20 protein-coding genes are annotated in these 20,460 nt (G+C 58.0%); 11 read left to right on the top strand and 9 right to left on the bottom strand.

What is annotated here, in order from left to right:
• Positions 1–19: 19 nt before the first annotated feature.
• Positions 20–1,117, bottom strand: a complete 1,098-nt coding sequence (locus CHR62_RS05340; RefSeq protein ID WP_093971592.1) for a TRAP transporter substrate-binding protein — start codon at positions 1,115–1,117, stop codon at positions 20–22.
• 326 nt (positions 1,118–1,443) lie between these two features.
• On the opposite strand from CHR62_RS05340, the gene CHR62_RS05335 reads away from it, so the two are divergent.
• Genes CHR62_RS05335 through CHR62_RS05320 form a run of 4 tightly spaced genes read left to right on the top strand, consistent with a single transcriptional unit; the run spans position 1,444 to position 4,904 of the window.
• A complete protein-coding gene (locus CHR62_RS05335) occupies positions 1,444–1,749 on the top strand; it encodes a non-heme iron oxygenase ferredoxin subunit (protein ID WP_093971591.1) in 306 nt (101 codons plus the stop codon).
• A gap of 17 nt (positions 1,750–1,766) precedes the next feature.
• Positions 1,767–3,062 (top strand): NAD(P)/FAD-dependent oxidoreductase, encoded by a 1,296-nt coding sequence (locus CHR62_RS05330; RefSeq protein WP_123660271.1) that lies wholly within the window; start codon positions 1,767–1,769, stop codon positions 3,060–3,062.
• A gap of 23 nt (positions 3,063–3,085) precedes the next feature.
• Positions 3,086–4,375 (top strand): aromatic ring-hydroxylating dioxygenase subunit alpha, encoded by a 1,290-nt coding sequence (locus CHR62_RS05325; protein WP_123660270.1) that lies wholly within the window; start codon positions 3,086–3,088, stop codon positions 4,373–4,375.
• A 13-nt stretch (positions 4,376–4,388) separates the two neighbouring features.
• Positions 4,389–4,904, top strand: coding sequence for a nuclear transport factor 2 family protein (locus CHR62_RS05320; protein ID WP_093971608.1), 516 nt, complete (start codon positions 4,389–4,391; stop codon positions 4,902–4,904).
• A 174-nt stretch (positions 4,905–5,078) separates the two neighbouring features.
• On the opposite strand, the gene CHR62_RS05315 is transcribed toward CHR62_RS05320, so the two are convergent.
• The 8 genes from CHR62_RS05315 to CHR62_RS05280 all read right to left on the bottom strand — a co-directional run bounded on the left by CHR62_RS05315 (position 5,079) and on the right by CHR62_RS05280 (position 13,393).
• On the bottom strand, positions 5,079–5,702 hold the full coding sequence (locus CHR62_RS05315) for an N-carbamoylsarcosine amidohydrolase (RefSeq protein ID WP_093971588.1): 624 nt from the start codon (positions 5,700–5,702) through the stop codon (positions 5,079–5,081).
• On the bottom strand, positions 5,699–6,742 hold the full coding sequence (locus CHR62_RS05310) for a 2,5-dihydroxypyridine 5,6-dioxygenase (protein ID WP_123660269.1): 1,044 nt from the start codon (positions 6,740–6,742) through the stop codon (positions 5,699–5,701). The genes CHR62_RS05315 and CHR62_RS05310 overlap by 4 nt, the downstream gene beginning before the upstream one ends.
• Positions 6,743–6,779: 37 nt before the next feature.
• Complete coding sequence (locus tag CHR62_RS05305; RefSeq protein WP_123660268.1) at positions 6,780–7,604, bottom strand: alpha/beta fold hydrolase; 825 nt, start codon at positions 7,602–7,604, stop codon at positions 6,780–6,782.
• Entirely contained in the window at positions 7,605–8,579 is a 975-nt protein-coding gene (locus CHR62_RS05300) for an amidohydrolase family protein (protein WP_123660267.1), read from the bottom strand. It lies immediately after the preceding gene.
• A gap of 92 nt (positions 8,580–8,671) precedes the next feature.
• Positions 8,672–9,214, bottom strand: coding sequence for a MarR family winged helix-turn-helix transcriptional regulator (locus CHR62_RS05295; RefSeq protein ID WP_123660266.1), 543 nt, complete (start codon positions 9,212–9,214; stop codon positions 8,672–8,674).
• A gap of 135 nt (positions 9,215–9,349) precedes the next feature.
• Positions 9,350–10,501, bottom strand: a complete 1,152-nt coding sequence (gene dinB, locus CHR62_RS05290; protein WP_123660265.1) for a DNA polymerase IV — start codon at positions 10,499–10,501, stop codon at positions 9,350–9,352.
• A gap of 12 nt (positions 10,502–10,513) precedes the next feature.
• Positions 10,514–12,595 (bottom strand): TonB-dependent receptor domain-containing protein, encoded by a 2,082-nt coding sequence (locus tag CHR62_RS05285; RefSeq protein WP_233574884.1) that lies wholly within the window; start codon positions 12,593–12,595, stop codon positions 10,514–10,516.
• A gap of 93 nt (positions 12,596–12,688) precedes the next feature.
• Positions 12,689–13,393: a GntR family transcriptional regulator gene (locus CHR62_RS05280; RefSeq protein WP_093971582.1), complete on the bottom strand. Its 705-nt coding sequence runs from the start codon at positions 13,391–13,393 to the stop codon at positions 12,689–12,691.
• 253 nt (positions 13,394–13,646) lie between these two features.
• On the opposite strand from CHR62_RS05280, the gene CHR62_RS05275 reads away from it, so the two are divergent.
• The 7 genes from CHR62_RS05275 to fdhA all read left to right on the top strand — a co-directional run bounded on the left by CHR62_RS05275 (position 13,647) and on the right by fdhA (position 20,447).
• Positions 13,647–14,630 carry a PDR/VanB family oxidoreductase gene (locus CHR62_RS05275; RefSeq protein ID WP_123660264.1) on the top strand — a complete coding sequence of 328 codons (984 nt, stop codon included), beginning with the start codon at positions 13,647–13,649 and terminating at the stop codon, positions 14,628–14,630.
• A gap of 10 nt (positions 14,631–14,640) precedes the next feature.
• Complete coding sequence (locus CHR62_RS05270) at positions 14,641–15,729, top strand: aromatic ring-hydroxylating dioxygenase subunit alpha (protein ID WP_123660263.1); 1,089 nt, start codon at positions 14,641–14,643, stop codon at positions 15,727–15,729.
• An 18-nt stretch (positions 15,730–15,747) separates the two neighbouring features.
• Entirely contained in the window at positions 15,748–16,632 is an 885-nt protein-coding gene (locus CHR62_RS05265; RefSeq protein ID WP_123660262.1) for a gallate dioxygenase, read from the top strand.
• Positions 16,633–16,642: 10 nt separating this feature from the next.
• Complete coding sequence (locus tag CHR62_RS05260) at positions 16,643–17,002, top strand: protocatechuate 3,4-dioxygenase (RefSeq protein WP_093971578.1); 360 nt, start codon at positions 16,643–16,645, stop codon at positions 17,000–17,002.
• A 73-nt stretch (positions 17,003–17,075) separates the two neighbouring features.
• Positions 17,076–18,152 carry a Rieske 2Fe-2S domain-containing protein gene (locus CHR62_RS05255; RefSeq protein ID WP_123660261.1) on the top strand — a complete coding sequence of 359 codons (1,077 nt, stop codon included), beginning with the start codon at positions 17,076–17,078 and terminating at the stop codon, positions 18,150–18,152.
• Positions 18,149–19,159: a PDR/VanB family oxidoreductase gene (locus tag CHR62_RS05250; protein WP_123660260.1), complete on the top strand. Its 1,011-nt coding sequence runs from the start codon at positions 18,149–18,151 to the stop codon at positions 19,157–19,159. The genes CHR62_RS05255 and CHR62_RS05250 overlap by 4 nt, the downstream gene beginning before the upstream one ends.
• A gap of 79 nt (positions 19,160–19,238) precedes the next feature.
• Positions 19,239–20,447 (top strand): formaldehyde dehydrogenase, glutathione-independent, encoded by a 1,209-nt coding sequence (gene fdhA, locus CHR62_RS05245; protein ID WP_093971575.1) that lies wholly within the window; start codon positions 19,239–19,241, stop codon positions 20,445–20,447.
• Positions 20,448–20,460 lie beyond the last annotated feature (13 nt).

Here is a 20,460-nt window from a genome sequence, read left to right as displayed (position 1 = left end):
GCCTTTTGAAGAGACCGGATTACGATTTCTTCAGTACTTCGTTGAACGTAAAGTTATCGAGCGCGTTTTCAGTGACGCGGAACCAGCTGGCTTCCGATTCCTGGAACTTCTTCCACTGGGGATAGATTTTGGCGAAGTCAGGGTTCTTGGCAGACAACTCTGTCCACAGCTCTTGCGACGCCTTGTACGCTGCGTCCATAACGTCTTTCGGGAAGAAGCTGAGCTTGGCGCCGTTGGCGATAAGCGAGCGCAACGCGCCGGGGTTCAGGGCGTCGTACTTGGCCAGCATGCGAACCGTTTGCTCGGCCGCCGCCGCCTCGAACGCAGCCTTGTACTCGGGTGGAAGCGCTTCCCAGGCCTTGGTGTTGACCATGCTGGTAATCGACGCACTACCTTCCCACCAGCCTGGCGAGTAGTAGTAAGGCGCCACTTTGTTCAGGCCGAGTTTTTCATCATCGTAGGGGCCGATCCATTCAGCCGCGTCGATGGTGCCCTTTTCAAGCGAAGGGTAGATATCGCTGGGGGGAATCTGCTGTGGAATGGCACCAAGCTTGCTCAGCACCATGCCGCCAATGCCGCCCACACGCATTTTCAGGCCTTCGATGTCTTTCAGGGACTTGATTTCACGGCGGTACCAACCACCCATTTGCACACCGACGTTACCGGTCACAAAGTTGGTAATACCGTATTGCTTGTACATGCCGCGCAACAAATCCATACCCCCGCCGTAGTTCAGCCAGGCGTTGTGCTGACGAGCGTTCAGGCCAAACGACATGCCGGTATCGAAAGCGATGGCGGTATTGGTACCAATGTGCGCCGTAGCCAGCACGTGGTTACATTCGACGGTCCCGTTGCTGACCGCTTCCATGTTTTGGGCGTAAGGCACAATTTCGCCGCCCGGAAACGCGCGAATTTCAAATTTGCCTTGCGTCAATTGGCTGACGCGACGGCACAGATCTTCGGCCGAACCGTAAATCGCGTCAAGACTTTTGGGCCAGCCGGTCGACATACGCCAGCGCACGCTGGGCGTCCCTTGAGCGACTGCGGGCATCCCGACAGCGGCCAAACCTGCGCCGGTCGCGGCGACTGCCTGTGTTAGAAAGCGACGTCGTTGCATGTACAGCTCCTTGTGATTTGTTATGAATAGAACAGACAACTGCTGTGGCCCGCATGGGCCGAAAAGGGGACAAAACGTAAAGTTCGCCAACCCACCCGATGACTGAATGCGAGACGCCGAATACGGTTAAAAATTGGCGCACCAGAGCAGGTTATTTGTTAGTATGCTGATCAATCTGCACAGGTGTCAACGAGGGTAAACACCGAGAAAGCCTTTATTCATGCCATTTTCGGGCAATCCCTAATTACTTGGTGTAAACCCCTATATAGGCAAAAATAAATATACAGCATACTGACTATATTGCCACTAAAATCAAAGAAAACACTATGAACTGGATAAAAATCGCTACCGTCGATCAAGTCGCCGAAGACGAGTCCCTGGCTGTCGACGTCAATGGTCATCAATTGGCCGTGCACCACACCGAAGGCGAATTCTTTGTTTCGGACAATATCTGTACGCATCAGTACGCACTGCTGTCCGACGGCTTTCTGGAAGACGGCTGTATTGAATGCCCCTTGCACCAGGCCAAATTCGACCTGCGTACGGGCAAAGCCATGTGTGCACCGGCTACCGAAGACATGAAAGTCTACGAAGTCAAAACTGAAGGCAACGAAATTTTCGTGCGCTTCTGAACCGGCAAGGCCAACGCATGAGCTCACCATCATCTATTCTGATTGTCGGCGCGGGGCAGGCGGCAGCCGTTGCCGTTGCCGCGCTGCGCGGCCACGGTTATAGCGGTCGCATCAGTTTGGTGGGCGACGAAGCCCACCCGCCCTACGAGCGCCCGCCGCTCTCCAAAGATCTGCTGGTCGCCGCCTCGCCCGATACTGAACCGGCCATCAGCGTGAAGCCCGCCGGGTTCTACGAAGAAAGTCAGGTCGACCTGAAACTCGGCCTGAGCGTGACGCACCTGGACACTAACGGTAAAGTCGCCGCCCTGTCTGACGGTAGCACCGTCGGTTTCGACAAATGTCTGCTGGCAACCGGTGGTCTGGCGCGCACCCTGCCCGACTTCCCGGAAACAGCGCCCAATGTTTTCTATTTGCGCACACTCGACGACGCACGGCACCTGCGTGCCGCCATGCAGCCCGGCAAGCATGTCGTCATTATCGGCGCCGGGTTTTTAGGGCTTGAAATTGCATCGACAGCGCTGGGCAAAGGGCTGACAGCATCGGTTATCGAATACGCCCCGCGCGCCCTGGCGCGAGTGGTTCCACCCGAATTTTCTGGTTGGCTCGAGGCACAAGCCGCCCGGGCCGGCGCGACGCTGCATTTAGGGCAGGCGGCCCGCGAGGTCGTCGCTCCCGCGGCTTCGCAGGGCGCCTGGCAGCTCACACTCAATAACGGTACCGTGCTTTCGGCCGACCTGGTGGTCGTGGCCGTTGGCCTGACCGCAAACACCGCGCTTGCGCGCGACGCCAGCCTGAGCGTCGATACCCAAAATGGCGGTATTGTCGTTGATTCGCAATGCCGCACCAGCCATGGCGATATCTTTGCCGCCGGCGACTGCACCAGCCAGATTCGGGACGCCTCGGGCGCCGGCATGCGTCTGGAGTCCTGGCAAAACGCCAACGAACAGGCGCGCATTGCCGCAGCAGCGATGCTGGGCGAAACCGCCGAGCCTGCGGCCTACCCTTGGTTCTGGACTGACCAGTTTGGCCACAATATCCAGATGCTGGGTTTACCGCAGGCAGGTCTGCGCTATGTCACCCGGGGCGACACCTCGGGGGGCGCCACGCCGGCAAAATTCATTATGGTCGGCTTGCTCGACAACATTCCGGTACACGCGATTGCCGTGAATGCCGGTGGCGACCTGCGCGCCCTGCGACCAGTTTTCGAATCGCGCCTGGCCATCGACCCTTCCCAATTTACCGACACTTCGGTCACCGTACGTGCTTTTGCCAAACAAGTCTTGGCCCAAGCCACGCCGGTGTCACCGGCTTAGCCCCGATTTCCAAGGAGATCTTCATGTATCAGTCACAAACCGTCATCGGGCAAACCGTGGCGTCAAAAGACCCGGCACTCGATCAGTGCGTCTGGCCCGAACAAGGCCTGGACGCCATCCCCGACTGGGTTTACACCAGCCAGGCCGTTTACGACCGCGAAATGGAAAGAATTTTCCAGGGCGACACCTGGAACTACGTTGCACTTGAGTGCGAAATCCCCAACGCGGGCGATTACAAGCGCTCGTACGTCGGCGCCATTCCTGTTGTGGTTGCCCGCGCCGAAGACGGCACTATCAGCGTATTCGAAAACCGCTGCGCGCACCGTGGCGCAGAGTTCTGCCGTTCAAGCCAGGGTAATGCCAAAGAATTCGTCTGCCCCTATCACCAGTGGTCGTACACCCTTAAGGGCGACTTGCAAGGCGTTCCGTTCAAGCGTGGCGTTAACAAAGAAGGCGGTATGCCTCGCGATTTTCGCAACGAGGACCACGGCCTGCGCAAACTGAACGTTACAGCACTCAATGGCGTGATCTTCGCATCGTATTCCGACAAGGTCGAGCCCATCGAAGAGTACCTGACCCCCGAAATTCTTGAAGATTTCAAGGTGGTGTTCCCAGGTAAAAAACTTAAATTGCTGGGCTACTACCGTAACGAGCTGCCCTGCAACTGGAAGATGTACCACGAGAACCTGAAAGACCCCTATCACGCCACGCTGCTGCACTCCTTCCTGGTGGTGTTCGGGCTGCTGGTTGCCGGCAACAAGTCCATGATGTTTGCCGACAACAAACACGGGCGCCACGGCATTATGGGTTCAGCAAAGAAAGACGAAATATACGCAAGCGTCAGCGAAGAGACCAAGAAAGAAATGCGCTCGTTCAGCGACGAGTTGCGTCTGCGCGACGAACGCTTCCTGGACTTCGTCAAAGAGTTCAACTCGCCCTGGTCGGTGACCATGACCACCATCTGGCCCAACCTGGTGGTTCAGCGCGAGATGAATACCTTGGGCGTGCGTCAGATTATCCCCAACGGCCCGAACAGCATGATCATGCAGTGGACCATGTTTGGCTACGAAGACGATACCGAAGAAATGCTGCGTCATCGTTTACGCCAGGGTAACCTGATGGGCCCGTCGGGCTTTTTAGGGCTGGAAGACAACGAAGCCATGCGTTTTGTGCAAGAAGGCGTGCGCCGCTCCAGCACCGACGTGAACATCATCAAACTCGACACCGGCACCGTCGGAACGTCGAACACCCTGATTTCCGAAGCGGCCATCCGTGCCATGTACCAATACTATCGCGGCGTAATGGAGTTGTAAGATGCTTTCGACCATGAAAACTGATTATTCGTTTCAACCCGCACGTATCGATGCTGCGCGGGCCCAGCAATTGCGCGCCGAGGTCGAAGCATTTCATAACGAGTACTGCGCCGTGCTCGACACTAACAATGTCGAACTCTGGCCCAACTTCTTTACTGAAGACGGCCTGTACCGCATTACCTCGCGCGAGAACGCTGACCTGGGCCTGGTGGTGGGCCTGGTGTACGCCGAAGGCCGCAACATGATGCACGACCGTGCTGTTGCCATCGGTCGCACCCAGATGTTTGCACCGCGCCACACACTGCACCTGGTGTCCAACATCCGGATCGTCGACGAGGCAAACGGCGTCATCGAAGCCGAGGCCAACTTCCTTCTGGTGCAAACTCTGATCGAAGGCCCCTCGACCGTGCATCTGGCCGGCAAGTACTACGATCGTTTCGTACGCGACGGCGACCGCCTTCTACTTAAAGAGCGCCAGGTCATTCACGACACCGAAATTCTGGCCACCGATCTGGTGTACCCGGTTTAACCTGCACACGGGTGCGGCGGGCATAGGTACCCGTCACACCCGAGCGTCATGATGCGCGACCGGACGTCGCTGGCAAAAATAACGCTGCAGGTCGTAAAAAAGGGAGGCATTTAAAAAATGCCTCCCTTTTTTTCTAAACATACCCCGGCCACCTAAGCCGGGGGTAGACACACGTCATGCCGATAAAGCTGCTAAAGCTTCGTCGCGAGTCATGACTGCGGCGTACTTCTGCTTCATGTCGAACAGATTGGCCTCGTGAGGCGCCAACGCGCGGTCGCCCACGCAATCGGACAACACCAGCGGACGAAAACCCCACTGCATTGCATCGACGACGCTAGCCCGCACACAACCGCTGGTAACAGCGCCCGCCACCACCAGAGTTTGCACCCCGCGCATGGCCAACCACGCAGCCAACGACGTGCCAAAAAACGCCGACGGCACCGTTTTGCGCACCACCAACTCACCATCGACCGGCGTCAGTTCGGGCACGATGGCACTGTTGTGATCGTGCTCTTTAAGGCCAAGCATGCTGGGCACTTTTAACGTAAAAATATTGTGGTCGGCACCATCGTCAGCAAACACGATACGGCTGTGCGCTACCGACCAACCGCGCTTGCGCGCCTCGGCAAGCAAAGGCACCGTATTGTTGATGGCCTCTTTGATATTGCCGCCACCAAAAACGGCTGGGTCGGCAAAGCCATTGACGAAGTCAATGATCAGCAGGCCCACCGGCGCTTTCAGTTCGAAACTGTTGCCAAACCCCTGTTTGGCATAGGTTTGTGCGTCAGACTGGCTCATTTGACGCCCCCGTCAAGCACCTTGCCGTTGCGAACCATGTCTTCGCCGTCGAGTCTGACCGTGCAATGACGCAGCGGGATATCGATATGGCAGGCCGTTGTACGCTTGCCACCGGCTTCGTTGTTGGGCCCCAAAGAGAACAGGAAGTTACCTTCGAATGCACGGGCGTCCATGCCAATGGTTTGCTCGCGATCGTACAGGCCCAGGGTTGACCAATGGCAACGCGGCTGCAAGCCCCAGCCAATGTGCGAAATGGCATAACCCTCGGGGTCGTTGAACGACGCCATGTACTCGTTGAGCAGATCGGCGTCGATGCCGCCTTCGATCTTTGTGGCATAGCCGTTTTCGACAGTCAGGATAATCTGGCTGCTGCAATACATTTTTTGCGGGAGCAAAATGTCGCCCTTGTCGATCACGATACGACCACTCGCTTGCCCTTCATTGGGGAAGGTCAGCGCAAAACCACTGGGCCAGTGGTCCCAACGGCCGGGTTCGTCGACAAAGCCGTATTCGCTGATGGGGTGGAACTCACCCAGGGGGCAACGCAGATCGGTCCCGGCCTCGGAAACAACCGTCATTTCGCGCGCGGCGGCAATGCGCGCAGCGGCGGCCTTGACGCGGGTGCGATCGGCTTCTGTGGGCACCGTGCGCACCAAGATCTCGGGCGGCTCAACGGCCAGCAAAATTTTGGTGCCACCCTTCAAGATGTCGATTTGTTCGGGCGAAAACAGCAAAGTCATCAAGTCGAGGACAAGGTCGCTTTCTTTGAGCGCGGCAATTGCCGCTTTGTTGCCGGTAAGCGGCGTAGTACCTAAGTACGCCAGCGGATCACGGCTTAGTGCCTTTTCGGCGTTGACCGGCGGCAAGTCTAAACGGTTAACCACGGCCCCCATCGACTGCGAAGCAACCGTAGCGGCCAACAGTGTTTGCTGATTGGTGGCCGAACTGGTCAAAATGGTAACGGTTTGGCCGGCCTCTAGGTTGGACAGCTTCAGCACCTGCTGCCACGCCGAAATAAGCTGATAATCACTGACAGGCATGTTGAGCTCCTGGATGATGCAATGCGCAAGCTGCGCGTTAAGTTAAAGACGCACCCAGGAAATCGCCGAAGGCCTGATAAAAGCCCTCTTCGTTATCCCAGGGAATCATATGACCGGCATCACGCACATGCGTCACCTGAACATCGGCGATGAGTGTCTTGATTTCGGCAATGTCTTCTTCGCGGATCACGTCGCCACGCTCGGCGACCATGAGCATGCAGGGCACGTCAACAGCCGGCATATCGACATGAACGTCATCGGTATGAAATGCATTGAAGCTGGTAATAATGGCGCGCTCGTCGCAGGTGTGCAGCCATTCGGCACGCAAGCGAAGTTGTTCGTCGGTCCATGTGGGGCAAAACGCACGCATGGCTTCGAGGTCGCAACCTTTGCGGGCCAGCGCCATAGAGTCGACATACCAGGGCAACTTTGAAGGGTATTCGCGGCGCCCAGGACCCGATACGGGCGGGTCGACCATAACCAGGCGGGTCAGGCCGGCAGGCTTGGTGCGTGCGGCGCGCACACCAATACGCCCGCCCATCGAATGCCCAACAATGCTGTAACGTTTCAGGCCTAAGGCCTGGGCAAATGCCAGTACGTCAGCAGCTTGCGCATCAAGGCTGTAATCGAGCGAATCCGAGGCCTCGGACAAACCGCGGCCACGCACATCGAGGACGTAGGTATCGAAGTGACGACCAAAACGCTCGCCCACAAAACCCCAGGTGATGGCCGGACTGGTAATGCCCGGCACAATAATGACAGCATCGCGCTGAGCACGGGCACCGTCGGTGCCGCCGTAGCGCAGGTAGTGCTGACGAATACCGTTGGCGTGCACATTGGCGCCATACAGGAAAGTCGTCATTTATTTGTCTCCGTTCAGTTTGAACAGACGCTCGGCATTGCCATGGCAAACCAGCGCCCGCGTTTTTTCATCCATCGGGGCGGTTTCAATAAACGTCGCGGCCGTGGCGGTATCTTCGTAGGGATAGTCAACCGAGAATAGCACGCCTTCAGGCCCCATTTCACCGATGGCGCCCATCAGGGCGGGGTGCGAACATACGCCCGAGGTCGTGATAATGATGTTAGAGCCGAAGTACTCTGACGGCTTGCGCTTGAGGGTGACGCCCTGCGGGTAAACGGCAAAACGGCTATCGAAGCGCCAGCGCAAAAACGGCAAGCCTTCGCCCATATGACCAATAATAAGCTTAAGGTTGGGGAAGCGGTCGAACACGCCACCAAACAGCAAGCGCAGCGCATGCGTGCCCGTCTCTACGCCCCACCCCCACGTCGCTCCCGTCAGTTCGGGGTGACGGCTGAACATGTGCGGCGAATCGAACATGTTAAACGGGTGCAAGTACATGGGCACATCGAGTGCCTGCATGCGTTCCCAGAACACGTCGTAGGCCGGGTCGTCGTAGTACACCCCGTTGGTATGACCATTGACCAGCGACCCTTTCATGCCCAGATCATTAACCGCGCGCTCGAGCTCGTTGGCGGCGGCAAGCGGGTCTTGCATGGGCAAATGTGCAAAGCCGCCAAAACGCGTGGGGTGACGGGCAATTTGCTGGGCCAGAAAGTCATTGTTTTCTTTGGCGCGCTTGATCGCCACCTGCACATCCTGCTCGACCTGAACACCCGGGCCGGTTTGCGACAAGATCACATAATCAATACCGGCAGCGTCCATTTCTTTCAAACGAACATCGTCAAAATCCGTCAGGCGTCGGGTCAGATCGGCGGCAACCTGGGGATCAATCAAACTTACAAATGCTTTGGAATAGTCTCCAAAACCCACCCCGGAAAAGTGCTCTTCCAGCGCAATTTTACGAATACGGCTCACAGCGGATCTCCTCTAAAAGTCCTCTAGTCAGTATACTGACAATTACGCCAAAGTTAACATGGCGTAAACCCTTAGAGCCTGCGCGGTGAACGTTAAACGGCTTTAAGCGCGGCGCGCCCGTACTGGTTATTGGCCTCGACCAGCTCGGTCAGCAAAGACAAAAACAACTTGCGATTGGAAGGCGATAACGGCTCGATAAGGCGCTGTTGGGCGCGGGCCATGCTGTCTTTGAGCGACACCATGAGCTCGAGCCCTGCCGTCGTGATGTTGGCCTGACGCGACCGCTTGTCTTGGGGGTTGACGCGTCGCTCGAGCAAGCCTTTGTCTTCGAGACGTTTGATGACGTCGGCCGACGTGGTGCGGTCAAGCCCCAGTTCGTAACCAATCGTGGTCTGGTCTAGCCAGGGGTTTTGCGAAAGCACCGTCAAAATGCCATATTGCACCGGCGTAATACTGCCTTCGGTGCACTCTTCGAAGAACATGGCGTAATGAATCTGGTTTAAGCGACGCACCAAAAAGCCCGGGCGCGACCACAGCCCATGGCTGCTGAAGACTTCAGGGGTAATGTCGTCAGGTAGATCTTCTTTGTGCGATAGCGGGTTTTTAGGCTGTGCGGGCTCGCGTATTTTTTTCATGATAATTGGGTGTTGATGTCTCTTTTGTCAGTATACCGAGCAATTCTAATTCCCACACCTGCCATACGGTTTTTAATGCAAAACCACCACATGCAGACAGGCATGGAACCGCTCCACATTCTGGAGCAAACGCTTTCAGTATAGCGTCAGCTGTCGCGCCGGGCCTGGGCCGGCCAACGATGCGGACGAGTCGTCGACCAGGCTGCTGATGCGCACGCCCAGCAAGCGCAAGCGTCCGTCGAACGTAACACGACGAAGGCATTGGCGCGCTGCGGCATGTATTTCTGTGGGGTCGACCGTATCGTGCGGCAGCGTGATATCGCGCGTCACGGTGCGAAAGTCATCGAACCGCAACTTGATACCCACGGTGCGCCCGCGACACTGTTTACGCATCAGATCATTGGCCACCTGTTCACACAGCCGACGAAACACGTCAGACAGTGTTGCGCGGTCGCGCACCACATGCAAATCGCGATCAAATGTTGTTTCGCGGCTGATGGATTTTGGCCGACTGAAGGTCACCACCGGACGATCATCGCGACCATGTGCAACCTCAACCAGCCATCGTGCGTAGGTCAGGCCAAAATGCGCCTGCAACAAAGCGGGGTCTGCGCCGGCGAGTTGGGCGATCGTGACGATCCCCAGCCCCGCCAGCTTTTCGTTGGCCTTAGGACCAATGCCATTAATTTTCGACACGGGCAACGGCCAGATACGCCCGTCAAGATCATCATGAGTCAAAATCGTCAGGCCGTCGGGCTTGTCCAGCTCGGAACCGATTTTCGACAACAATTTGTTCGGCGAAATGGCAATAGAACAGCTCAAGCCCGTGGCCTCGTACACCGCCGCTTTCAATTGTCGGCCCAGCTGCGCAGCCTCGCCCGGCACGTCCGTCAAATCGATATAAATTTCATCAATGCCACGGTCTTCGATACGCGGCGCAATTTCAGCGACAGCCTGCTTGAACAGACGAGAGTAATGCCGATAGGCCTGGAAATCGGCAGGCAGCAAAATAGCTTCGGGGGCCAACTGAGCCGCCTTCATCATCCCCATGGCCGAGAACACACCTAGCGCACGCGCCTCGTAGGTCGACGTTGTCACCACGCCCCGACCCGCATACTGACGCAATCTGCCGTACTCGCGGCGCCCATCGGCCAGCGTTCGAGGCGCAGGCGTACTGCGCCCCCCGATCACGACGGGCTGACCCCGCAGATCGGGGTAACGCAGCAGTTCTACAGATGCATAGAAGGCATCCATATCGAGATGAGCAATACGACGCGGCGGCGACATGGCACAGGGTGGTTAGTAATCAAGGCGCACCCCCGCCATAATGCTGCGACCCGGCAACGGGGCGGCTTGCGCCAAATACGACGCGTGGTTGAAAGCCTGCACATTCAGCAAGTTTCGTGCGCGCACATAAAGGGTCAGATCAGACTGGCCCACACGCGTATCGTACGATAAACCCAGATTGAGCATGTTATAGCCCGGCGTTTCAGACTCACCCGCGCCAATACGATGCTGGCTGAATACCCGATAGAACGTCGCATCGGCTGTAACAGGCCCCCAGTTTGCCTGGCCCCGCCAACCCAGACGCGCTCCCGGCATACGCGGCAGGTTGCCGTCGCCGCGCAGACGGCCATGCACCAGATCGCCAAACACACCCATGGTCATACGATGACTGACGCGATAATCAATACCGGCCTCAAGCCCGGTAAAACGTGCATCGCGCTGGGTATATTGAATCAAACGAAAGTCTTCGTAGCGATCGAGCGTTCGGGCGTAAATGTAGTCGCGAACTTCATTGTGAAAAACGTTGACATTGAATGTGAGGTCGCCGTCGGTTTTGCGCAAGCCAATATCAATCCCATGCGCCGTTTCTTTATCGAGGTTGGTATCGCCGCGCTCGTAAGTGTTGCTGGCCAAATGGACCCCATCGGCGTACAGTTCTTGTGCCGATGGCATACGCTGAGCGCGTGTTAGCGACACCGACAACGCGTACTGTGGTGCAAATTGCCATGTAGCTGCCGCCGAGAACGACGCGCCAGACGCGCCATAAGCTGGGGCGGTGTTGTCAGGTCGAAGCCGCTGACGATCGTATCGCGCCCCGAGTTCAAAGCGCCAGTTGCCGGTCTCATAGGCTTCAAGCAGCGCCAGCCCTTGCGTTCGGGTCAAGGCCGACGGCATGAAGCGCTCTTCGCCTGAGGTCCGAAAGTCGGACTGCCCGGCCTGGACGGCCACCACCCCTTCCCACCCACCAATCGGCGCATGTGCAACCTCAAGCCTCAGGTCGCGGCCACGATTCTTGTACGTGGCAGCAACCTCGTCGTGCTCAAGCTCGTCGTGCCGGTAATCGGCGAACCCGGCACGCCAGCTAATACGCTCAATTCCGGTGAAGGGCTGGGCGTACTCTCCTCGCAAGTCAATGCGCTGCGACTTGAGATCGACGCGGGGCGGTGCTTCTGCTTCCTCGTGGCCATGGTCATGGTCATGGTCGTCATGATCGTCATGACCGCCGCAATGCAAATGATCGCCGTGCGGATGGCAGTCGTCATAGCCATGACTGTGTCCAGGGATGCCATAACGGCTTCGCGTGCGGGTGACGGCAATCCCGGTGTAACCGCGATCGTGAATCCACGACAGGCCGACGCTGCCGGCCGACGTATCCTGATCCGAGCCCGCCAGACGGTTGGTCTTCCAGTCCGGCACACGATAATCACCGGTACGACGCTTCATGCCCTCGACGTGCACCGCGATTGGGCCATCCCCGCCGGTGACAGAAAATGCGCCTGCCCGTTCGTTCAGCCCTGTCGCACCACGCACATCAACATGCCCTTCCACGCCATTTTCCGGGACGGCTGTCGGTACTTTACCGTCAATCACGTTGACGACCCCGCCAATGGCCCCGCCGCTGTACAGCAACGCACCGGGCCCGCGTATGACTTCGATACGCTCGGAAAGCATGGGGTCGGCCATGACGGCGTGGTCCGGCGACACACCGGATGCATCAAAAACGGCACCCCCATCGGTCAATACCTGCACACGCGGCAGGGTTTGCCCACGTATAACCGGCCGACTGGCACCTGAACCAAACGTATCAGCATGTACCCCGGGCAAGCTTTCCAGTGCTACACCCAAACTGGTCTGATCTGCCATCAGTAGCTGGCGACCCTCAATGACCTCGACTGGCACGGTCGCTGTGTCAGCATCCGGGCGCAGTGGGTTGGCGGTGATCACAACTGGCGCCAACGTGCGAGCGGGCGCCGGGTCGGCCGTCACCGGCGCGGTTTGCAGCGCTTGCGCACAAGCCAGTCCGGGCGGAATGAACATGCCGGCCAACAAAATGGTCCTCAGCCTGGTCGGCACAGGTTTGATGATTTTTCTCATAAGCTCCCCTTTAAAATTGCAATGTTATAACATAACAATTCTAGCAGAGAGTTCGGCCGCAGCTTGCCCACTACAGCGACGGTTGCGGCTTACTTAGACGGCGTCGGAGCGAACCGACATCACGGCACCAAGCTCAGGGTTCAGGGTCTGGCTTTGCTCTTGCGTGTATGCGTGCTCGCGAAAGAGGAACTCGGCACGGTCACCCTGACGGGCTTCGATGGCTTGCACAATTGAATGATGCTGCCGGTGTGCGTAAAACAAAAAGTCGAACATCCGCTCTTTGCTGGTGCTGGAAAACGCGATACTTAGCGGCGCAGTAAACGGCACCACATTGCACCGCTCCGTCAGACTTTCAAGCAACGGCATTTGGGCCGCCTGCATGATCAGGCCATGAAACCGCGCATTCATTTCGGCATAGCGCAATTCATCATCTTCCTGAAGCTGACGATTTGCAAAAATGGCATCGCCTTCAGCCAGACATGCCTTCAGAGCGGCCAACAAAGCCGGTGACGCCCCCCTGTCGGCCACCTGGCGAGCGGCAAACCCTTCAAGTACGGCGCGCAAGCGCAGAGCCTCGATACTGTGCTGGGCAGTAAAGGCGCGCACCGAATAGCCACGCTTGCCGGCAGGCACCAGCAAGCCTTCCTGGGCCAGTGCTGGCAACGCCTGACGCACGGGCGTGCGAGACACCCCCAGCCGCGTGGCCAGCTCGGCTTCCGGCATACGTTCGCCCGGCTTGATATCGCCGTGCAAAATCATTTCCCGAAGACGAACGATTACTGAAGTTTGCTGAGTCATAAGCAGATACACAAAGATTAATCACCGGCCGGAATGAGTGCGATGATAAACGCTCGGTACGGGGATGCACACCTCATTGATGCGTCAAACCGCACATGAATCTCGTTTTATCGACCAAATTGAATCCAATTTGGGATCCAAAAAACATTATTTTTCATTAAAAATAAAATTATTTGCTTTTTTTGGATCCCAAATAGTAAAATTTGAATCCAATATTCGTGAACGACGTTTATACGTTCCCCGGAGACAAGCCGTGCCCCAAAGCAATATCCCCGTCGTGGTCGCAGGCATACGCCAGCTCACCCCTCGCATCCGCGAATACCTGCTGCGTGCGCCCTCGGGTGCGCCGCTGCCCCGCTTCGAACCAGGCGCCCACATCGAGCTGCACACCCAATCGCCCATCAGCGGCCCCATCGTTCGGCACTATTCGCTTATTGGCGGTACGGGCACCTGGGACGACACCCCCGACATCTACCGCATTGCCATACAGCGCGAAGACCGGCAACGCGGGTCGGCCTATATCCACGACCACTTTGTTGTCGGCACCACTCTTCACATTTCGCCTCCAAAAAATCATTTCCCGCTCGATCGGCGCGACGGCAAAACCCTGCTTATTGCGGGCGGCATCGGCATCACGCCCATTCTGTCCATGCTGCGCAGCGTAGTACGTCGCAACAAGCCTTTCGAAATGATTTATGCCGGGCGCAACGCCGCCGACATGGCTTATCGGCAAGATGTCCAGCGTTTGGGCGGGGCCCAGGCCCGAATTCATATCAGTGGCGAATCCAACCAAAATCCGCTCGATTTTCGTAGCGTGCTAGCCGCGCAGCCGGCCCACACCAACGTTTACGTATGCGGCCCCGCACCCATGGTGCACGCGGTTCAGGCCGCGGCCGACGCACTGGGCTGGCCCACCGGTCGGGTGCGCAGTGAACTGTTCTCATCCGGCCCTACGGTTAACGACGTCGCCTTCGATGTCGAATTACGCGCGTCGGGCCGGGTCGTTCACGTCGGTCGCGACGTCAGCATCCTTGATGCGCTTACGCAAGCCGGCGTCAGCGTACTGTCCGACTGCCGACGCGGCGAATGCGGCCTGTGCCCCTTGCCCGTCCTCGACACCGATGGCGAACTGGTCCACCGCGACCGCTATCTCGATCAAGACGAAAAACAATCCGGCGAGACGCTTTGTATTTGCGTTTCCCGCACAACCGGCGCGCGCCTTGTCCTCGACGCCTAGGAGACACTTCATGACTTACACCGACGATATTGCCTTTACATTCGAACGCGGCGCCTATGCCGACCACAACACACCCCTGGTACGCAACGCCTGGTATGTCGCTGGGCTGGCCAAAGAAATCTCCCGCGATATCATCGCGCGCCGCTTTCTGGGTGTCGACGTCGCGTTGTATCGCACCCTGGCCGGCGAACCCATCGCCGTGCGCAACCGCTGCCCGCACCGCTCATTCCCGCTGGCCAAAGGCCGCCTCGAAGGCGACACCCTGGTCTGTGGCTACCATGGCATGGCATTCGACCCATCGGGCCGTTGCACCAACATGCCCTCCATGCCAATCGTGCCGGCCAACGCTAATGTCCGCTCGTTTCCGCTGGCCGAGCGCGGCCCCCTGGTCTGGATCTGGATGGGCAACCCCGACCTGGCCGACGAAAGCCTTATCCCTGACACCTCCTGGCTGAACGACCCGGCCTGGGCCAGCGTGGGCGGTTCGTTTGCCATGGACTGCGACTATGTATCGATGCACGAAAACCTGCTCGATCAAACCCACTTCCCGTTCTTGCACCCGGGTACCGTCGGCACCGCGGCTTACGCCCGGTCCAAACTCAAGGTGCGCCAAGACGGCAATGTCGTCATCATCGACCGATCGCTTAAGAATTCACCGCCCCCGGGCATTTACGGCATTCCGGCAAAAATCATGCACAAAGATGTCGACCGACTGTCCGAAGCACGCTTTGCTTCACCGGCCATTCATACGGCATTTGCCCAGATCATCGATCATGCACCCGACGAGGGCAAACCGTCGGTGTACCGTTTCAACATCACCCACCTGATCACGCCTGAGTCCAACGGTCGTATTCACTACTGGTGGTTCAACTCGCGCGACTTCGCCCACGATGACGCCGAAATCAACCAGTTCATGTACGACGCCTCAACAAAGGCCTACCTCGAAGATGTCGATGCCCTTGAAGCCATCCTCAAGGTAGTCCAAACTGATATCGAACCTCAATTCGACCTTAACTTTGCTCCCGACAAACCCGGCCTGATGATGCGCAGCGTGTTGTACAAGCTGGCGGCCGAAGAAGCCGGGTACGTGTCACTTTAATCGTTACCAGGAACCATCATGGCTAAAATCATTGGCTGCATCGGCACCTCCCACGTCCCCACCATCGCCCTGGCCTACGACCGCGGTCGTCAAGAAGATCCCGCATGGAAGCCGCTGTTTGACGGCTACAAACCCGTAGCCCAATGGCTCGAAGACAAAAAAGCGGATGTCCTGGTCTTCATTTATAACGACCACGCCACCACATTCTTCTTCGACATGTACCCGACATTTGCCTTGGGCGTCGGCGAACGCTTCCCCATTGCCGACGAAGGCGCTGGCCTGCGCAACCTGCCGCAAATCAAGGGCGACGTCGATCTTCAGGCGCATATTGCCGAGTCCCTCGTCAACGACGAGTTCGACCTGACCATCTTCCAGAACAAGCCCATCGACCATGGTTGCGCTTCGCCACTACCACTGCTCTGGAAACACGAGCCCGACTGGCCCGGTGCAATTGTCCCTATTGCGGTCAACGTATTGCAGTACCCCCTGCCTACACCCCGCCGTTGCTACAAACTGGGTCAAGCCATTCGTCGCGCCATCGAGTCCTACCCCAAAGACTTGAATGTCGTCATTGTGGGCACCGGCGGCCTGTCGCACCAGATTCATGGCGAACGCACCGGCTTCAACAACGAAGAATGGGATCTCGAATTCCTCGAGCTGCTGCAGCACAACCCGCAAAAACTGCTAGACATGACCCACGCCGACTATGTCCGACTGGGCGGCGCCGAAAGCGTCGAACAAATCATGTGGCTGGCCATGCGCGGTGCCATGCCCGAAAAAATCAACAAAATCCATCAAAACTACTACCTGGCCACCACCACCGCCATGACTGTCGTTTTGTTTGAAGGCGACGAAGTCAGCGCCAGTGCCGACCAGGCAACCGCTGCCGCTGCCAACGCTTAAGGGGCTCGACATGAATCCACAACTTGAAGGCATTGAAAACATCGAAGGCACCTATGCCTTCGACATCCGTACCTGCAATCGCACCCTGAACGTCAACCGGTTTTTCTGGAACATGATCAAGGCCGAGTGGCGTGAACGCTACCTGAAAGACCCCGAAGGGGTCATGACCGAAGCCGGGCTGAACGACACCGAAAAAGACCTGGTTCGCAAGCAAGACTGGCTGGGTCTGGTGCAGCACGGGGTCAACTTTTTCGTCCTCGAAAAGTTCGCCCGCGTTGCACGCAAATCCAACCTCGAGGTCTACGCGATCATGCGCGGCGAATCGTTCGAAGACTTCATGAAAACCCGCCGCGTACCCGACGCACGCTAGTCGTCGCACGCCAAAGCCCCGGCGCCCGCCGGGGCCGCCCTCTATCAAAACAATTATCTTGCCGGAGACAACCATGTCGGCACGCCCCACCTTTCCCATGAACGCCTGGTATGTGGCCGCCTGGGACGCCGAAGTCGGCCGCAAACTGCTGTCGCGCACCATCTGCAATGAGCCCATGGTGCTGTACCGCCAAACCAACGGCAAAGCCGTAGCCCTGGCCGACGCCTGCTGGCATCGCCTGGTACCGCTTTCATTGGGTACGCTGGTGGGCGACGAAGTCCGCTGCGGTTACCACGGTCTGCAATTCAATGCCGACGGCCGCTGCACACACATGCCCAGCCAGGAAACCATCAATCCGTCAGCCTGTGTACGGTCTTACCCCATCGTCGAGCGGCATCGCTTTATCTGGGTATGGCCTGGCGACCCGGCACTGGCCGACCCGGCACTCATCCCCGACCTGAAATGGATGACCGACGCGCAATGGGCGGGCGATGGCAACATGGTGGAAGTCAAGGCCGACTACCGCCTTGTGCTCGACAACCTGATGGACCTCACCCACGAAACTTACGTACACGCCTCCAGTATCGGCAACGAAGCCCTGGCCGAAGCGCCATTCGATGCCGTACACGGCGAAACCACTGCCACGGTACGTCGCTGGGTACTGAACGAAGAGGCACCGGCCTTTTGGGCGGCTCAATTGGGCAAGCCCGGCCCGGTCGACCGCTGGCAAATCATTCATTTCAAAGCCCCCAGCACCATTGCGCTTGACGTTGGTGTCGCCCCGGCGGGCAGTGGTGCGCCCGAAGGTGATCGCTCTCAAGGCGTCGGTATGTGGGTCATTCATATTCCCACCCCGTCTACCGAACAACACACCTATTACTTCTGGTGTCACATGCGTAATTACCGCATCAACGAGCAACGCGTAACACGCGAAGTTCTGCAAGCGGCCGGCGGCATATTGCACGAAGACGAAACCATTATCGAAGCCCAGCAACAAGCCATGAATCGCCTGCCTGACCGCGAGTTCTACAACCTCAGCATCGACGCCGGTTCGCTGTGGGCGCGCCGCCTGATTGACCAGATGATCGACAAAGAAACCAACGTCGCACCTGCTGGCAAAGTCATTGCACTAAAAGAGGTGCGGGCGTGAACGGTTTGACATGGTTCGACACGCAGGTTGTGCAGGTACGCGACCTGACGCCCACCGTCCGCGAATTTACGCTGCAATTCCCCCAAGCGGTAACCGCAGCCGCAGGCGCGCATATCAACGTCCAGGTCATAGTGGGCAACCTGCCCGAAACCCGCTCTTACTCCATTGTCGATAGCCATACCAACGGGCAAGTCATCATTGCGGTCAAAGCCGTCGATGTCAGTCGGGGCGGCTCGCAATACATGTGGTCGCTCAAATCCGGCACACGTTTGCGCGCCAGCGAACCCGTTTCGCTGTTCGAACCTTCCTGGACTGCGCCCGAAGTATTACTGCTGGCCGGCGGAATCGGCGTTACGCCACTGGTCAGTCACGCCCGCGCACTGGTTCAGCGCCAACGGCCCGTACACATGACTTACCTGGTGCGTAACACGCAAGAGCAGGCCTATGCCGACACCTTACGTACCCTGCTGGGCGATGCCCTTGATATTCACGTCGCAGACACCCACCCGGCACCCGACCTAAATGCCTTGATCGGCGCGCTGCCACCCGACGGCCAACTGGCCATGTGCGGCCCGATCGGCCTGATGGAAGCGGTACGCAGCATTTGGGCTCAACAAGGACGGCCCAGCGCCAATCTTCGATACGAAACTTTTGGCGCCAGCGGACACCACCCCACACAAACGTTTACCGTACATGTACCGCGCTTGGGCATTGACGTAAGCGTGGGCACTGGGCAAACCATGCTAGACGCACTGAATGCCGCCGGTGTCACCACACTGTCAAATTGCCGTCGCGGCGAATGCGGCTTGTGCAGTGTCGATATCATTGCTGCCGATGGCGCCATCGACCATCGCGACGTTTTTTACAGCCCGGCCCAACAAGCCGAACAGCACAAAATGTGTACTTGCGTTTCACGCATTGCCGGCGGCAGTGTCACGATCGAACCCGCCTGGCGCGGCGACCCCGATTGGGGGCGACCCGAAGTATTGCAACGCAAGACGTCATAACCGTGCGGAGTTGCTATTATCAGGAAACCGTACATAACAAGACCCAAAGCTTTACCCCAACCACAAAGGAGCAAGAGACATGTCATCTAATCGAGGCGTTGCCTACGTCGGCCCAGGCAAGGTAGAAGTTCAATCCATCCCGTTCCCCGAGCTCGTCGCCCCCAACGGCAAAAAAGCCGAACACGGGGTCATTCTTAAAGTACTGTCCACCAATATCTGCGGCTCAGACCAGCACATGGTGCGCGGCCGTACCACCGCCCCCACCGGCCTTATTCTGGGCCACGAAATCACCGGCGAAGTGCTCGAAGTCGGCCGTGACGTCGAAACCATGAAAAAGGGCGATATCGTTTCGGTACCTTTTAACGTAGCCTGCGGCCGTTGCCGTACGTGCAAAGAACAAGACACCGGCGTGTGCTTGTCTGTCAACCCGTCACGCGCGGGCGGCGCCTACGGTTACGTCGACATGGGCGGCTGGATCGGCGGCCAAGCCGAGTACGTCATGGTGCCGTATGCCGACTTCAACTTGCTCAAGTTCCCCGATCGTGATCAGGCCATGGAAAAAATTCGCGACCTGACCTGCCTGTCTGATATTTTGCCCACCGGCTTTCACGGCGCGGTAACGGCAGGGGTAGGCCCAGGCAGTACGGTGTATGTGGCCGGCGCTGGCCCGGTCGGGTTATCGGCCGCCGCATCGGCACGCTTGCTGGGCGCTGCGGTCGTTATTGTGGGCGACCTGAACGCCGAACGTCTGGCACATGCCCGTGCCGTCGGCTTTGAAACCGTCGACGTCTCGCTCGACACCCCGCTGGGCGAACAAATTGCCGCTATCCTGGGTACCCCCGAAGTAGACTGCGCCATCGACGCCGTTGGCTTCGAGGCGCGCGGCCACGGCCACAGCGGCTCGCAGGTCGAAGCGCCCGCCACGGTCCTGAACTCGCTCATGAACATCACGCGTGCCGCCGGCAAAATCGGTATTCCCGGCCTCTACGTCACTGAAGACCCCGGCGCCGTCGACGATGCCGCCAAACACGGTTCACTGAGTGTTCGCTTCGGGCTGGGCTGGGCCAAGTCGCACAGCTTCTTCACAGGCCAAACGCCCGTCATGAAGTACAACCGTGCCCTGATGCAAGCCATCTTGTGGGACCGCATCAACATCGCAGAAATCGTCGGTGTGCAGGTGATTTCGCTAGACGATGCACCGCGCGGCTACGAAGCCTTCGATCACGGCGCACCCAAGAAATTCGTCATCGACCCACACAACCAGCTTAAACACCTTCGGGCTGCTTAAGCGCCTCAACCCA

The organism is Pusillimonas sp. NJUB218, assembly GCF_003788685.1.
In the GTDB taxonomy this organism is placed as follows: Bacteria; Pseudomonadota; Gammaproteobacteria; order Burkholderiales; family Burkholderiaceae_B; genus Neopusillimonas.
The sequence above is the reverse complement of the archived record's forward strand: the minus strand, read 5'-3'. Positions and strand labels throughout refer to the sequence as shown.